Annotated in this window: 12 protein-coding genes; 3 read left to right on the top strand and 9 right to left on the bottom strand. The window is 70.0% G+C overall.

All coding sequences use genetic code 11. From position 1 onward, the window contains the following. On the top strand, positions 1-696 hold a 696-nt coding region (locus HA630_RS16780), incomplete at its 5' end, for an alanine:cation symporter family protein (RefSeq protein ID WP_166834319.1). A 16-nt stretch (positions 697-712) separates the two neighbouring features. Continuing rightward, entirely contained in the window at positions 713-1,732 is a 1,020-nt protein-coding gene (locus tag HA630_RS16775) for an asparaginase (protein ID WP_208300129.1), read from the top strand. A 197-nt stretch (positions 1,733-1,929) separates the two neighbouring features. On the opposite strand, the gene HA630_RS16770 is transcribed toward HA630_RS16775, so the two are convergent. The 5 genes from HA630_RS16770 to pyk all read right to left on the bottom strand — a co-directional run bounded on the left by HA630_RS16770 (position 1,930) and on the right by pyk (position 9,948). Further along, a complete protein-coding gene (locus HA630_RS16770) occupies positions 1,930-2,664 on the bottom strand; it encodes a hypothetical protein (RefSeq protein WP_166836128.1) in 735 nt (244 codons plus the stop codon). A gap of 224 nt (positions 2,665-2,888) precedes the next feature. Continuing rightward, positions 2,889-3,953 carry a class II fructose-bisphosphate aldolase gene (fba, locus tag HA630_RS16765; RefSeq protein ID WP_166836126.1) on the bottom strand — a complete coding sequence of 355 codons (1,065 nt, stop codon included), beginning with the start codon at positions 3,951-3,953 and terminating at the stop codon, positions 2,889-2,891. 105 nt (positions 3,954-4,058) lie between these two features. Then, the gene (gene ppc / locus HA630_RS16760) at positions 4,059-6,872 is read right to left on the bottom strand and encodes a phosphoenolpyruvate carboxylase (protein WP_166834330.1); all 2,814 of its coding nucleotides are present in this window, start codon (positions 6,870-6,872) and stop codon (positions 4,059-4,061) included. Positions 6,873-6,919: 47 nt separating this feature from the next. Continuing rightward, positions 6,920-8,518, bottom strand: a complete 1,599-nt coding sequence (pgi, locus tag HA630_RS16755; protein ID WP_166834332.1) for a glucose-6-phosphate isomerase — start codon at positions 8,516-8,518, stop codon at positions 6,920-6,922. Continuing rightward, positions 8,515-9,948, bottom strand: coding sequence for a pyruvate kinase (pyk, locus tag HA630_RS16750; RefSeq protein ID WP_166834334.1), 1,434 nt, complete (start codon positions 9,946-9,948; stop codon positions 8,515-8,517). Before pyk ends, pgi begins: the two co-directional genes overlap by 4 nt. A gap of 133 nt (positions 9,949-10,081) precedes the next feature. Here pyk and HA630_RS16745 point away from each other — a divergent pair, with 133 nt between their 5' ends. Further along, positions 10,082-10,957 (top strand): CoA transferase, encoded by an 876-nt coding sequence (locus HA630_RS16745; protein ID WP_166834336.1) that lies wholly within the window; start codon positions 10,082-10,084, stop codon positions 10,955-10,957. A 76-nt stretch (positions 10,958-11,033) separates the two neighbouring features. Here HA630_RS16745 and HA630_RS16740 read toward each other — a convergent pair whose 3' ends face one another. The 4 genes from HA630_RS16740 to HA630_RS16725 all read right to left on the bottom strand — a co-directional run. After that, positions 11,034-12,224 (bottom strand): phosphoglycerate kinase, encoded by a 1,191-nt coding sequence (locus tag HA630_RS16740; RefSeq protein WP_166834338.1) that lies wholly within the window; start codon positions 12,222-12,224, stop codon positions 11,034-11,036. A 63-nt stretch (positions 12,225-12,287) separates the two neighbouring features. Next, a complete protein-coding gene (locus HA630_RS16735) occupies positions 12,288-12,971 on the bottom strand; it encodes a MarC family protein (RefSeq protein WP_166834340.1) in 684 nt (227 codons plus the stop codon). Positions 12,972-13,006: 35 nt separating this feature from the next. Continuing rightward, entirely contained in the window at positions 13,007-13,741 is a 735-nt protein-coding gene (locus HA630_RS16730; protein ID WP_166834342.1) for a 3'-5' exonuclease, read from the bottom strand. 10 nt (positions 13,742-13,751) lie between these two features. Continuing rightward, the coding region (locus HA630_RS16725; protein ID WP_243855426.1) for a DUF294 nucleotidyltransferase-like domain-containing protein at positions 13,752-14,870 on the bottom strand (1,119 nt) is incomplete at its 5' end.

Here is a 14,870-nt window from a genome sequence, read left to right as displayed (position 1 = left end):
GGCGCGGCCATCCTCATGGGCGTCAAGCGCGGGCTGTTCTCGAACGAGGCCGGCCTGGGCAGCGCGCCCAACGTGGCGGCCGTGGCCTACGTGCCGCACCCGGCCAGCCAGGGCATTGTGCAGGCGTTCTCGGTGTTCATCGACACCCTGGTGATATGCTCCTGCACCGCTTTCATCGTGCTGCTCAGCGGCGTGTACCAGCCCGGCATGGCCACCGAACTGGGCGGCGTCGCGCTGACGCAGGCTTCGCTGGCCAACATCGTGGGCGAATGGGGCCGCGTGTTCGTGAGCGTGGCGCTGATGCTGTTTGGCTTCACCACCATGGTTTACAACTACTACCTCGGCGAAAACAGCCTGAGCTTCTTCACCGGCGAGAACCGGGGCGTGCTGGTGCTGTACCGCCTGGTGGTGATCGCCCTGTGCGGCTGGGGCGCCACCACCGACCTGGGCACCGCCTTCGCCTTTGCCGACGTGACCATGGGCTTTCTGGCCCTGGCCAACCTGTTTGCCCTGGCCATGCTGTTCAAACAAGGCCTGCGCCTGATGCGCGACTACGACGAGCAGGTGGCCGCCGGCGTGCCCGAGCCGGTGTTTGACGCCACCCGCTTTGCCGACCTGGGCGTGGACCGCCAGGCCTGGGTGCTCGAGCCCGCCGACGCCGAGCGCGTGGCCCAAACCGCCCGCCGTGGCGCCTGAGCCGGGAGGACCGGGCGTGACGGGCACGGGCCGCGTTCTGGTGTTGCACGTGGGGGGCACCATCGGCATGGTGGCGTCGCCCCAGGGCTACCGGCCCGCGCCGGGCTTTCCCGAACGGCTGCGCCAGGCGCTGCACGCCACCGGCGGTCAGGGCCTGCCCGCCTTCGACGTGCGGGAGCTGGACCCGATCGACAGCGCCGAACTGCGCCCCCGCGACTGGGCCGTGATGGCCCAGGCCCTGGTGGACCACTGGGACCGCTACGACGGCTTTGTGCTGCTGCACGGCACCGACACCATGGCCTGGAGCGCGTCGGCCCTGTCCTTCCTGCTGCGCGGGCTGGACAAGCCGGTGGTGTTCACCGGCTCGCAAATTCCCATGAGCGAACCGCGCAGCGACGGCCTGGGCAACGTCGAAAACGCCCTGCGCCTGGCCGCCCTGCCCGCACTGCGCGAGGTGACTCTGTGCTTTGGCCGCCATCTGCTGCGCGGCAACCGCGCCCGCAAGCTGGCCACCGCCCAATTCGATGCTTTCGAGGCGCCCAACGCCCTGCCCCTGGCGGAACTGGGCATCGACATTCACCTGCACCGCGACCGCCTGTGGCCCGCCACCGGCCCGCGCCGGTTTGCCGTGCCCACCTTTGACGACGAAGCCGTGGCCGTGCTGGCGCTGCACCCTGGCATGAGCGGTGCGGCCGTGGACGCCCTGCTGGCCCCCCCGGGCGTGCGCGGCCTGGTGCTGCTCAGCTACGGCGCGGGCAACGTGCCGGCCAACCACCAAGGTTTTATGGCGGCGCTGGCGCGCGCGGCGGCGCGCGGGGTGGTGCTGGTCAACGTCACCCAGTGCCTGCACGGCAGCGTGCAGCAGGGCGCGTACGCCACCGGCTCGGCGCTGGGCGCGCTGGGCGCGGTGCCGGCCGGCGACATGACGCCCGAAGCGGCGTTTGCCAAGCTGCATGTGCTGCTGGCGTCCACCGACGATGCGGACGCGGTGCGGCGGGGGATGGCAGAGAGGTGGTGTGGGGAGATGGGGCGCTGAGCGGGGCCAACGGCTACTGTTGGGCGTAGCCGATGTTTTTTCAAAAACCACTACCCACAGAAGTTATCCTCATGGGATAAAAATGCACCTTATGGGCGCCTCCGGCTTCCACCCCTTTAATCAAGTCAGCAGTGGGGACTAGCACATTCCAATCTTTGCGATCTCAGCTCTTCGGATGAGCAAATGGATCTTTGGCTCTAATTGAAATACTCGAGTTGTGCCTTATCTGCTTCGAAGTCAATCAGACATGCAAAGCTGTTGCGGATCATGGCGCCGAAACTATTTTGCGCGTCCACGTAGGAGACCACTCGAAACTTGCCGGCTCCTGTACTCGTGACGGAGGCGTCGGAAAAGCTAGCGAATTTTGCTGAAGAAGGAGCCTTTAGGCTGGACTTAACCAGTCGCTCGCAATACATGTGCGCGCTGACGGCATCTCGGCCAGTATTGTTGTCCGGAGTCGTACCAACAATGACCATGGTCCCGACAACCACGGAATATGTAATGGCTACCGTTGCTTTAGATACAGGCTTTGGGTAAGGTTTTTTGTGGCCGCAATGAGGACAGGCTTTGATACCGATGGCAACAACCCCACCGCAGGCAGGACATGCTGCAGTAGGATTTAACTTCAGGTCATTGCGGTGTTTGTAGAGGTAGAACCCTAGTGGGGCAAAAAACAGCAGCGCGAACCCTGCAGTTCCACCGAATCTCAACAGCAGTAATACGCTTAGTATGCTGCCTAACCACAGTGCTGGCTTCCGCCAGCGGTGAATGGTTATAGCAGGTGAAGCAGGTGGTTTAGTCTTTTCCTCGTTGCGCTTGGCCGCCTGTGCCTCCAGATAGCGTTCGTAAATGACACCGCAGCCTGGGCACTCTGTCTCCGGTTGGGTGTCGGCGGGCTTGCGTGCGTAGCCGCACTTGGGGCATTCTGTCATGTGACTCTCCCTGTCGTTTGTATGGTTTATTCTGCCACGGCAATCCTGCAGTTACCTGTGCGCTGGCCAAGCCAAGGTGTTCTGCCTCATAGGGCCTTATAGTTTGGCTTGATATCCCGCCCGATTCGATACGTTGTTTGAGTAGAAAAAAAGCCGCCTTGAGGCGGCTGGGTTCATGCGGCTCAAAAGCTGAGCCGTATTTCGGAAAATACGGCTCACACGCCTCAGTTCACCACCTGCGCCAGTGCCCCGCGCGCGTATTGGGCGGCCACTTCGGTCAGGGTGTACCCTTTGATCTTGCCGGCCTGGCCTTCGCAGCCGAATTCCAGGTAGCGCTGCTTGCAAATGGCCTGGGCGGCGGCGCGCGCGGGCTTGAGCCATTCGCGGGCGTCGAACTTGTCGGGGTTTTCCACCAGGAACTTGCGCACCGCGGCGGTCATGGCCAGGCGGATGTCGGTGTCGATGTTCACCTTGCGCACGCCGAACTTGATGGCTTCCTGGATCTCTTCCACCGGCACGCCGTAGGTTTCCTTCATCTGGCCGCCGTACTGGTTGATGAGCGCCAGCAGTTCCTGCGGCACGCTGGAGGAACCGTGCATCACCAAATGGGTGTTGGGGATGCGGGCGTGGATTTCCTTGACGCGGGAAATGGCCAGGATGTCGCCGGTGGGCTTGCGGCTGAACTTGTAGGCGCCGTGGCTGGTGCCGATGGCGATGGCCAGCGCGTCCAGTCCGGTGGCCTTGACGAACACGGCGGCTTCTTCGGGGTCGGTCAGCATCTGGCTGTGGTCCAGCTTGCCTTCGGCGCCAATGCCGTCTTCCTCGCCGGCTTCGCCGGTTTCCAGGTTGCCCAGGCAGCCCAGCTCGCCTTCCACCGACACCCCCACCTTGTGCGCCATCTCCACCACGCGGCGGGTCACGTCCACGTTGTATTCGAAGCTGGCGGGGGTCTTGCCGTCTTCCTTGAGCGAGCCGTCCATCATCACCGAGCTGAAGCCCAGGTCGATGGCGCCCTGGCACACCGCCGGGCTCTGGCCGTGGTCCTGGTGCATCACCACCGGGATCTGCGGGTAGGCCTCGCAGGCGGCCTGCACCAGGTGCTTGATGAAGGGTTCGCCCGCGTACTTGCGCGCGCCGGCGCTGGCCTGCAGGATGACGGGGGCGCCCACTTCTTTGGCGGCCTCCATCACGGCCTGCACCTGTTCCAGGTTGTTGACGTTGAAGGCCGGAATGCCGTAGCCGTGCTCGGCGGCGTGGTCGAGCAGTTCGCGCATGGAAACGAGCGCCATGGATGATCCCCTGGAAACAACAGTACAGAAATGGTCTGCCGGCGATTTTAGCCGGCCACCCCCAGCCGCGCACCGGCGTGCCGGGGGGCCGGGGGGCCGTAGGGATCAACCGGTGTTGCGCAGCCCCGCCGCAATGCCGTTGATGGACAGGTGGATGCCGCGCTTGACCCGTTCGGTGTCGCTGCCGGCGCGGTAGCGCCCGATCAGTTCCACCTGCAGGTGGTGCAGCGGGTCGATGTAGGGGAAGCGGTGCGCGATGGAGCGCGCCAGGGCCCGGTTGCTGGCCAGTCGCTCCTCGGCGCCGGTGATCAGCGTCAGGGCGTCCTGGGTGCGCTGCCATTCGGCTTCGATGGCGGCAAACACCCGCTTGCGCAGCTTGGCGTCGGGCACCAGGTCGGCGTAGCGCCGGCCCAGCGACAGGTCGCTCTTGGCCAGCACCATGTCCAGGTTGGACAACAGGGTGCTGAAGAAGGGCCACTTCTTGTGCATCTGCTGCAGCAGCTTGAGCGCTTCGGCTTCGCCCAGGCGGGCCTGCATCTGCGCCACCGCGCTGCCCAAGCCGTACCAGCCGGGCAGCGTCAGACGGCACTGGCCCCAACTGAAGCCCCAGGGAATGGCCCGCAGGTCTTCGATGCGTTGCGTGGCCTTGCGCGACGCCGGGCGCGAGCCGATGTTGAGTTCGGCGATTTCGCGGATCGGCGTGGCGCTGAAGAAGTAGTCGGTGAAGCCCGGGGTTTCGTAGACCAGGGCGCGGTAGGCGTCCATGCTGGCCTGCGACAGTTCGGCCGCTGCCTCCAGGTACTTGGCCGGGATCGGCTTGGCCGGCGGCAGCAGCGTGGCTTCCAGCGTGGCGGCCACCAGGGTTTCCAGGTTGCGCCGGCCAATGTCGGGGTTGGCGTACTTGGAGCCGATGACCTCGCCCTGTTCGGTCAGGCGGATCTGGCCGCGCACGGTGCCGGCCGGCTGCGCCAGGATGGCCTGGTAGCTGGGGCCGCCGCCCCGGCCCACCGTGCCGCCGCGGCCGTGGAACATGCGCAACTGCACCGGCTGGCCCAGCTCGCGCGAGAGTTCGTCAAACAGCGCCACCAGCGCGGTTTCGGCGCGGTACAGCTCCCAGTTGCTGGTGAAGATGCCACCGTCCTTGTTGCTGTCCGAATAGCCCAGCATCACGTCCTGTTCGTGGTACTGGTTGGGACCACCGCGCAGCACCAGGCCTGCGATGCCGGGCAGGCGGTAGAACGCGTCCATGATGCCGGCCGCATTGCGCAGGTCTTCGATGGTCTCGAACAGCGGCACCACGATCAGGTCGGCCACCGCGTCGTGGTCCAGGGTGCCGCGCACCAGGCCCACTTCCTTTTGCAGCAGCAGCACCTCCAGCAGGTCGCTCACCGTTTCGGTGTGGCTGATGATGGCGTGGCGGATGCAGGCGGCGCCAAAGCGCTCGCGCAGCTCGCGCGCGGTCTGGAAGATGGCCAGCTCGCTCAGGGTGTGGGCGGTGTAGGGGGCGCCGGGCACGCGCAGCGGGCGCGCGTCGTTGAGCAGGCGCAGCAGCAGTTGCTGCTTGGCGTCTTCGCCCAGGGCGCTGTAGTCGGGCTCGATGCGGGCGTGGGCCAGCAGGTCGGCCACGGCCAGTTCGTGCTGGTCGGAGCTCTGGCGCAGGTCCACCGTGGCCAGGTGGAAGCCGAACACCTCCACCGTGCGGATGAGGGGCTTGAGCCGGTGCTGGGCCAGGGCTTCGCAGCGCTGTTCCTTCAGCGAGGCGTCGATGGTGCGCAGGTCGGCCAGCAGCTCGTCGGCGCTGGCGTAGGGGTTTTGCGGGGCCACGGCGTGGCGCGCGGCTTCGCCGCCGGTGAGTGCATGCAGCGTGGCGGCCAGGCGCGCGTAAACGCCGGTGAGCGCGCGGCGGTAGGGCTCGTCCTGGCGGTGGGCGTTGGTGTCGGGCGAGCGCTCGGCCAGCGCCTGCATGGCCGGCGGCACCGGCAGCAGCATGGCCGACAGCGACAGTTCCGCCCCCAGGCGGTGCACCTCGGTCAGCAGGTGGCGCAGCACCCGGTCGGCCTGCTGTTGCAGCGCGTGGCGCAGGGTGTCGGCGGTGACGTTGGGGTTGCCGTCGCGGTCGCCCCCGATCCACTGGCCCATGCGCAGGAAGGGCGCCACCGGGCGGCCGTCCAGCGCCTGTTCGATCTGGCGGTACAGGCGCGGGATTTCGGGCAGGAAGGTGCTCTGGTAGTAGGTGAGCGCGTTCTCGATCTCGTCGGCCACGGTGAGCTTGGTGAAGCGCAGCAGCCGGGTGTGCCACAGCTGCGTCACGCGGGCCAGCATCTGCGCTTCGTTGGCGGCCAGTTCGCGCGCCAGCAGCCCGTCGCCGGGGCGGGCGCCGCCGGCGGCCTGCACCACGGCGTCGCGCTCGGCCAGCAGGCGGGCGATGTCGCGCTCGGCGTCCAGGATGCTCTTGCGCTGCACCTCGGTCGGGTGGGCGGTGAGCACGGGCGACAGGTGGCCGTGGGCCAGGGTGCGGGCGATGGTGTCGGCGTCCACCCCGGCGTCGCGCATGCGGGCCCAGGTGTGGGCCAGGCTGCCTTCTTGCACATGGCCGGCGCGCTCGTGCACCGCGCGGCGGCGGATGTGGTGCCGGTCCTCGGCCAGGTTGGCCAGGTGGCTGAAGTAGGTGAAGGCGCGGATCACGCTGACCGCCTGGTCGTCCGAAAGGCCTTTGAGCAGCTTCTTGAGCTGCTTGTCGGCGGCGTGGTCGGCCTGGCGGCGGTAGGCCACCGAGAGCTGGCGGATCTGCTCGATCAGTTCGTACACCGCCACGCCCTCGTGGGCGCGGATCACGTCGCCCAACAGGCGGCCGAGCAGGCGGATGTCGTCGATCAGGGGCTGGTCCTTGTCGGGCGAGTCGGAGGGGTGGCGGGCCATGGCGGTGCGGGTGGGTGGGGGGCGAAAAGGGTGGTGCGTGGCGGGGGTCAGGCGGGCGCGGCGCCCTGGCGTTCCAGCGCCTGGGCCAGGGTCTTGCCCAGTTCCACGCCCCACTGGTCGTAGGGGTGGATGCCCCAGAGCGCGGCCTGGCAGAACACCTTGTGTTCGTACAGCGCGGTCAGCGCGCCCAGGCTGTGCGGGGTGAGCGCCGGCAGCCACAGGGTGTTGCTGGGCACGTTGCCGCGGAAGGTGCGGTGCGGCAGCAAGGCCTGCACCTGGGCCGGGTCCAGGCCGCTGCGTTCCAGCAGGGCCAGGGTGTCGGCCTCGGGCCGGCCCAGGGCCAGAGCGTCGGCCTGGGCGCGCAGGTTGAGCAGCACCACCCGGTGGTGTTCGTGGGCCAGGGGCAGCGGGGTGTCCTCGGTGTCGACGCCGATGAAATCCACCGGCACCCGGTGCTGGCCCTGGTGCAACAGCTGGAAGTAGGCGTGCTGCCCTTCGATGCCCAGCCCGCCCCAGACGATGGGGCCGGTGGCCACCTGCACCGGCTGCCCGTCCACGTGGGTGGACTTGCCGTTGGATTCCATGTCGAGCTGCTGCAGGTAGCGCGCGAAGTGGAACAGCCGGCCGGCGTAGGCCGCGACCAGGTGGGTGGGGCAGCCCAGGAAGTTGCGGTTCCACACGCCCAGCAGCGCCAGCACCAGCGGCAGGTTGCGCGCGGGTGGGGCTTCCCAGAAGTGCCGGTCCATGGCGTGGGCGCCGGCCAGGAATTCGCGGAAGTTCGCCGCGCCAATCGCCACCGCCAGCGGCAGCCCGATGGCCGACCAGACCGAGTAGCGCCCGCCCACCCAGTCCCAGAAGCCGAAGGTGTGGGCCGGCGCGTAGCCCTGCGCGGCCGACACGGCGGGCGCGGCGGTGACCGCGATCAGGTGCGGTGTCTGTTGCTCGGCGGTTGCCAGGCCGCCATCGGCCAGCCAGCGCCGGGCCGAAGCCGCCAGCGTCATGGTTTCCTGGGTGGTGAAGGTCTTGCTCTGCACCACGAAGACGGTGTGGTCCGGGCGCAGGCGGCGCAGTTCGCTGTGCAACGACCAGGCGTCGGGGTTGGAAACGAAGTGCACCCGCACCGCCGGGTCCACGTGGGCGTCCAGCGCCTGCACCGCCATGCGCGGCCCCAGGTCGGAGCCACCGATGCCGATGTTGACCACGTCGGTGATGCGCGCGCCGCGGTGGCCGCGCCAGCGGCCGTCGCGCAGGCGTTCGGCGGCGTCGAGGAAGCGGTCGAGCTCGGCCTGCACCGCCTGCGCCACGGCGCCGCCCCAGGGCGGGTCGGCCCAGCCGCCGCCGCGCAGCGCCACGTGCAGCGCGGCCCGGCCTTCGGTGGCGTTGATCGCCTCGCCACGCCGCTGCGCCTCGGCCAGCGCCAAGACGCCGGACTCGTCGGCCAGGGCCAGCAGGGCGTCCAGCACCTCGGGCGTCACGGCCTGGCGGCTGGCGTCCAGCCGCAGGCCGGCGGCCTGCCACTGCAGGGCGGCGTGGCGGGCGGCCTGGCCCGGCGCCAGCAGTTCGCGCAGGTGCGGCACGCCCGCCTGGGCCAGCGCCTGCAGGCGCTGCCAGGCGGCGCGCTGCGGGGGCGGCGTGAAAACGGTCACGGCGCCACCCGGCAGATCTTGAGCATGTTGGTGCCGCCGGGCGTGCCCATGGGTTCGCCGCAGGTGATGGCGTAGACGTCGCCCGGCTGCACGATGCCGCGCGCCCGCAGGTGGGCCTCGGCCTGGGCCAGGGCGGTGTCGCGGTCGGCGCTGGTGTCCATCAGCAGCGGCACCACGTTGCGGTACAGCGCCATGCGGCGCTGCGCCGCCAGCTTGGAGGTGACCGCGTAAATCGGCAGGTGCACCTTGTGCCGGCTCATCCACAGCGCGGTGGAGCCCGAGTCGGTCAGCGCGACGATGGCCTTGGCCCCCAGGTGCGAGGCGGTGAACAGCGCGCCCATGGCGATGGACTGGTCGATGCGCTCGAAGGTCTTGCCCAGAAAATCGGATTCCAGCTCGTGGTGGTCGGCGGCCTCGGCGGCCTCGCAGATGCGCGCCATCTCCTGCACCGTCTGCAGCGGGTACTTGCCGGCGGCGGTCTCGGCGCTCAGCATCACCGCGTCGGTGCCGTCCAGCACCGCGTTGGCCACGTCGCTCACCTCGGCGCGGGTGGGCACCGGCGCCTGGATCATGCTCTCCATCATCTGCGTGGCGGTGATGACCACCTTGTCGTGCTCGCGCGCCAGCCGGATCATGCGCTTTTGCAGCGCCGGCACGGCGGCGTGGCCCACCTCCACCGCCAGGTCGCCGCGCGCCACCATGATGCCGTCGGACGCGCGCAGGATGTTCTCCAGCTCGGGGATGGCCTCGGCGCGCTCGATCTTGGCGATCAGCCCCGGCTTGTGCCCCGGCGGGCAGGCGGCGTGGCAGAGCTGGCGCGCCAGCGCCATGTCGGTGGCGGTTTTGGGGAAGCTCACCGCCACGTAGTCGGCGCGCAGGGCCATGGCGGTCTGGATGTCGGCCATGTCCTTGTCGGTCAGGGCCGGCGCGGTCAGCCCGCCGCCCTGCTTGTTGATGCCCTTGTTGTTCGACAGCTCGCCGCCGATGGCCACCGTGGTGTGCACCGCCGCACCGGCCACCCGCGTCACGGTCAGCACGATCAGGCCGTCGTTGAGCAGCAGCGTGTCGCCGGCCTTCACGTCGCGCGGCAGTTCCTTGTAGTCCAGGCCCACGCCCTGCGCGTCGCCGGGTGTGGTGCGGGCGGCGTCCAGCACAAAGGGCGCGCCCTCGTGCAGCTGCACCCGGCCTTCGGCGAACTTGCCGACGCGGATTTTCGGGCCCTGCAGGTCGGCCATGATGGCGACCTCGCGGCCGGCGCGCTGCGCCGCGGCCCGCACCCGTTCGGCGCGGTCGATGTGGTCCTGCGCGCTGCCGTGGGAAAAATTCAGCCGCACCACGTCCACCCCGGCGCGCACCATGGCTTCGAGGATGGCGGGCTCGCTGGAGGCGGGGCCCAGGGTGGCAACGATCTTGGTGGCGCGCAAGGACATGCAGGGGGTCTCCGGGTGGGGGGCGCGGGGCAGCGCCGGGGGCGAAGGCCCATTATTTCAGCTTCGGCCGCGACACCCGGCGCAATTCGCCTGCGCGACAATGAATATTCTTCACAGCCCCCGACCCACTCCCATGCCCTTGAAGTTTTCCGTCAAGCCCCTGCAAGGGGTGCGCATCGTCAGCCTGGCGCTGAACCTGCCCGGCCCGGCCGCGCTGTGGCGTTTGCGCGCCATGGGCGCCCGCTGCACCAAGGTCGACCCGCCCGCCGGCGACCCCATGCGCCTGTACAGCCCGGCCGCTTTCGCCGACCTGTCAGCCGGGCTGAAGGCGGTGACGCTGGACCTCAAGGCCGCCGCCGGCCAGGCCAAGCTGCACAAGCTGCTCGCCCAGGCCGATGTGCTGCTCACCTCCTTCCGTCCCTCGGCCCTGACCAAGCTGGGCCTGGACGCCAAGTCCCTCAAGCGCGCCCACCCGGCGCTGTCGCTGGTGACCATCGTCGGTGCGCCTGGCGCCCGCGCCGAGGAACCGGGCCACGACCTGACCTACCAGGCCGAGGTCGGTCTGGTGGCCGACCTGGCCGTGCCGCCCAGCCTGCTGGCCGACATGGCCGGCGCCCTGGCCGCGTCGGAAGCGGTGCTGCAGGCGGTGCTGGCGCAGCGCGCCAGCGGCAAGGGCGTCCGCCTGGAGGTGGCATTGTCGGAGGCCGCGCGCTGGCTGGCCCTGCCGCGCCACTGGGGCCTGACTGCGCCCGGCCAGTTGCTGGGCGGCGCCCACGCCGGCTACCGCGTGTACCCCTGCAAGAACGGCCGGGTGGCGCTGGCCGCGCTGGAGCCGCACTTTGCTGCCGGCCTGGGCCGGGCCTTTGGCCTGGGGCCGCTCACCCCCGAGGCCTGCCTGCTGCCCGCCACCCACGACGCGGTGGCCGCTTTCGTGGCGCGCCAAACCCGCGCCCAGCTCGACCGGCTGGCCACCGCGCACGACCTGCCGCTGCTCACCCTGCCCGCCTGAGCGCCTGCCACGCCGGGCGCAAAAAAACCGCGCCCGGCGGGTGCCGGCGCGCGGTGGCTGCGGGGCGGGCGGCGCGTCAGGCGCGCTTGGCCAGCACCTCGAAGGCCGGCAGGGTCTTGCCCTCCAGCACCTCCAGGAAGGCGCCGCCGCCGGTGCTGATGTAGTCCACCTCGTCGGTGATGTGGTACTTGGCGATGGCGGCCAGGGTGTCGCCGCCGCCGGCGATGGAAAACGCCTCGGAGTGGGCGATGGCCGAGGCCATCATCTTGGTGCCGCCGGCGAACTGCGGGTACTCGAACACGCCCACCGGGCCGTTCCAGACGATGGTGCCGGCGTGGGCGATGATCTCGGTCAGCTTGGCCGAGGTTTTCGGGCCCACGTCCAGGATGCGGTCGTGCGGGGCCACGTCGTCCACCGCGATGCGGTTGGCGCGCGCCAGCGCCGACACCTCGTCGGCCACCACCACGTCCACCGGCAGCGGCACCTCGGCGCCGCGTTCCTTCATGATGTCCATCACCTGCTGGGCTTCGCGCACCATTTCCGGTTCGGCCAGCGAATCGCCGATGCGCTTGCCCGCGGCCAGCAGGAAGGTGTTGGCGATGCCGCCGCCCACGATCAGCTGGTCCACCTTGCCGGCCAGGGTTTTCAGGATGGACAGCTTGGTGCTGACCTTGGAGCCGCCGACGATGGCCACCAGCGGGCGCGCCGGGTTTTCCAGGGCTTTCGTGATGGCGTCCATCTCGGCCGCCAGCAGCGGGCCGGCGCAGGCGATGGGCGCGGTTTCGGCGATGCCGTAGGTGGTGGCCTCGGCGCGGTGGGCGGTGCCGAAGGCGTCGTGCACGAACACGTCGCACAGCGCGCCCAGCTTGGCGGCCAGTTCGGGCTTGTTCTTTTTCTCGCCCACGTTCAGGCGGCAGTTCTCCAGCAGCACCACCTGGCCCGGGGCCACGGCGAAGCCGCCGTCCACCCAGTTCTGCACCAGCGGCACCTCGCGGCCCAGCAACTCGCTCAGGCGCTGGGCCACCGGGGCCAGCGTGTCTTCCGGCTTGAATTCGCCCTCGGTCGGGCGGCCCAGGTGCGAGGTCACCATCACCGCGGCACCGGCGTCCAGCGCCATCTGGATGGCCGGCAGCGAGGCGCGGATGCGCGTGTCCTCGGAGATGTTGCCATCGTCGTCTTGCGGCACGTTCAGGTCGGCACGGATGAAGACGCGTTTGCCAGTGGCTTGGCCGCTGGCGCAGATGTCGGAAAAGCGCAGGAATTTCATGGCGGGTGTGAGGGAGGGGTGTGACAGAAAAAAGCCCTCAACTGTACTGCAGCCGGGGCGCCGTCAGGCCGCGGCGAGCACGCCCAGCAGCAGCTCGCGCACCCCTTCCCACACGATCTGCACCCCCAGGCACAACAGGATGAAGGCCGACAGCCGCAGGAAGATGACGCTGCCCGCGTCGCCCAGCGGCCGCAGCAGCCGCTGCGCGTAGCGGAACGCCAGGTAGAGCAGCACGCCGATGGCCAGCAGTGCCAGCGCCCCGCCGCCCATGCGGGCCAGCGACAGGGCCAGCCGTTCGTCGGCCAGGGACACGCCCACGGTGATGGCTGCCGCGATGGAGCCGGGCCCGCAACTGACCGGGAAGGTCAGCGGGTAAAAGGCCTGGCGGCGGGCCATGTCGGGGGTGAAGGCGTCGGCCAGTTCGGTGCGGCTGTCGTCGCTGGCGTGCGAGGTGTTGAGCAGCCGCCAGGCCATGGAGGCCACGATCAGCCCGCCCCCCACCCGCACGATGGGCAGAGAAATGCCGAAGAATTCGAGCACGTAGGAGCCCACCACCATGGAGCCCAGCATCAGCGCCACCATGTTGCGGGCGATGCGCCGGGCCAGCGCGGCGCGGGTGGCGGCCGAGGCGCCCTCGGTCAGCCCCAGGAAGATGGGCGCGGTGGCGGCGGGGTTGAGGATGGGCAGCAGCGCGGCAAAGGCGAACAGAAAGCTCTTGCCGGCCGCGCCCAGCAGTTCCAGGGTCATGCGGGCGTCCTTTCAGGGGGGTGGGGGGTCATGCCTCACAGCCAGAGTTCGCGCACCGGCGTGTCGGGCAACAGGTGGTGCGCCACCTGGGCCTGCAGCAGTTCGGCGGTGGCCAGCGCATCGGTCAGGGCGTGGTGCAGGCGGTAACGCGGCAGGCCGTAGCGCTCGCGGCAGGCGGCCAGCCGCAGCGACACCGGGGCCGGGGCCTGCCCGAGCCAGCGCCGCCACAGCGGCACGGGCGTGCGGCGCCAGCGGGCCTCCAGCGCCATCGTGTCGATCACCGGGAAGTCCAGCGTCTCGCCCAGCCGCCGGCGCAGCGCGCTGTCCAGAAAGCCGCGCTCCACCGCGCGGCAGTGCACCACCACCACGTGGCCGGCCAGGGCCTGCAGCACCTCGCCCAGCACCGCGTCCAGGTCGGGCGCCTGGTCGATCTGCTGGTGGGTGATGCCGTGGACGGTCACCGCCGCGTCGCCCAGCGGCACGCGCGGCCGCAGCAACCAGTGGCGCGCGGCGCTGGCCTGCACCCGCTCCAGCGTCAGCGGCACCAGGCCCAGGCTGACGATGCCGTCACGCTCGGGGTCCAGCCCGGTGGTTTCCAGGTCCAGCGCCAGCAGCGGCACCTCGCGCAGCGGGGTGTGGCCGGGTACGGTGCCGGCCGCGCAGAAGGCGCGCAGCCGCGGGTCGCGCAGGTGGGCCGCCTGTGCGCGCAGCCGGGCCGGCCAGTCGGGTGCGGGCGGTTCGGGGCGGGGCAGCAGGCCGGCGTGGAACATGGCCGGCGCGTCAGCCCCGGCCCGAGCCGTGGCGGTACTTCAGGTAGTCCTGCGCGTGGCTGAGCACGGTGAAGGCGTCGCGCAGGCGTTTGCGTTCAAAGTCCGACAGGCGTTCGGGCTCCAGGCTGTTGTCGGGCTCGCGGCCGGCGCGCAGGTCGTCGGCCTGGGTGCGCAGCCGCACCCCGGCGATGAATTCCAGCGCGTCGTGCAGGTCCGGCCCGCGGCCCGGGGGCAGCACCTGGGCGCGCACCACGTCGTCCAGCCGCTCGAAGGAGTTGAGCGCCTCCGAGCCCACGGCCAGCGCGTGCACGCGGATCAGGTCGGTCAGCGGCGCCGTGCCCCGGCGCTTGAGGTTGATGGCCGCGCTGTGGCGGCCGTCGGCCTCCAGCACAAAGCCCTTGAAAAAGCCGAGTGGCGGGGTGCGCAGCAGGGCGTTGCGCGCCATGCTGGCCAGGAAACGCGGGTGCTGCCGGGCCTGCCGCGCGACGTGGCGGCGCAGGGCGTCGGCCCATTCGGTGCGGCCGTGCACGCCGTCCAGGTCAAAGAAGATGTTGCTGTGCAGCAGCCCCTCGGGCGTGGGCTGGGTGATCCAGCCGTCGAAGTAGCCTTGCCAGACCCGGCGCGGCTGGCGCCAGCGCGGGTGGGTGGCCATGACGCCACCGCTGCACAGGGGGTAGCCGCAACGCGCCAGGCCGTCGCAGACGAAGGTGGCCAGCTCGGCGAAGTAGGCGCCGTGCAGCGCCGGGTCGTAGCGGTCGTCCAGCAGCAGGGCGTTGTCCTGGTCGGTCACCATGCCCTGCTCCTGCCGCGCCATGGAGCCCAGCGCCAGAAAACAGTAGGGCACCGGCGGCGGACCCAGCGCCTGTTCGGCCAGCTCCAGCAGCCGCTGCTTGAAGGCGCGCCCAATGGCCGACAGCGTGTGTCCGATCACCCGGGCGCTGCCACCCTCCTGCACCATGCGCAGGAACACGGCGCGCACCTCGGGCTGCAGGGCGGCGAGCTCGTCCAGGCCCTGGGCGTGGCCGATGCGCCCGACCACGAACAGCCCGTGGCGCGATTCGTGGTGCACGATGTCGGCCAGGGCCAGCACCCCCACCGGGCGCTGTTGTTGCAGCACCGGCAGGTGGTG

The sequence above is a fragment of the Aquabacterium sp. A08 genome (genome assembly GCF_011742065.1).
The sequence above is the reverse complement of the archived record's forward strand: the minus strand, read 5'-3'. Positions and strand labels throughout refer to the sequence as shown.

Bases quoted from the DNA above. Each gene is read 5' to 3' on its own strand.
- HA630_RS16770 (WP_166836128.1), bottom strand. From the start codon at position 2,664: ATGACAGAATGCCCCAAGTGCGGCTACGCACGCAAGCCCGCCGACACC.
- fba (WP_166836126.1), bottom strand. From the start codon at position 3,953: ATGGCGCTCGTTTCCATGCGCGAACTGCTCGACCACGCCGCCGAGCAC.
- ppc (WP_166834330.1), bottom strand. From the start codon at position 6,872: ATGGCCCGCCACCCCTCCGACTCGCCCGACAAGGACCAGCCCCTGATC.
- pyk (WP_166834334.1), bottom strand. From the start codon at position 9,948: ATGTCCTTGCGCGCCACCAAGATCGTTGCCACCCTGGGCCCCGCCTCC.
- HA630_RS16745 (WP_166834336.1), top strand. From the start codon at position 10,082: ATGCCCTTGAAGTTTTCCGTCAAGCCCCTGCAAGGGGTGCGCATCGTC.
- HA630_RS16740 (WP_166834338.1), bottom strand. From the start codon at position 12,224: ATGAAATTCCTGCGCTTTTCCGACATCTGCGCCAGCGGCCAAGCCACT.
- HA630_RS16735 (WP_166834340.1), bottom strand. From the start codon at position 12,971: ATGACCCTGGAACTGCTGGGCGCGGCCGGCAAGAGCTTTCTGTTCGCC.
- HA630_RS16730 (WP_166834342.1), bottom strand. From the start codon at position 13,741: ATGTTCCACGCCGGCCTGCTGCCCCGCCCCGAACCGCCCGCACCCGAC.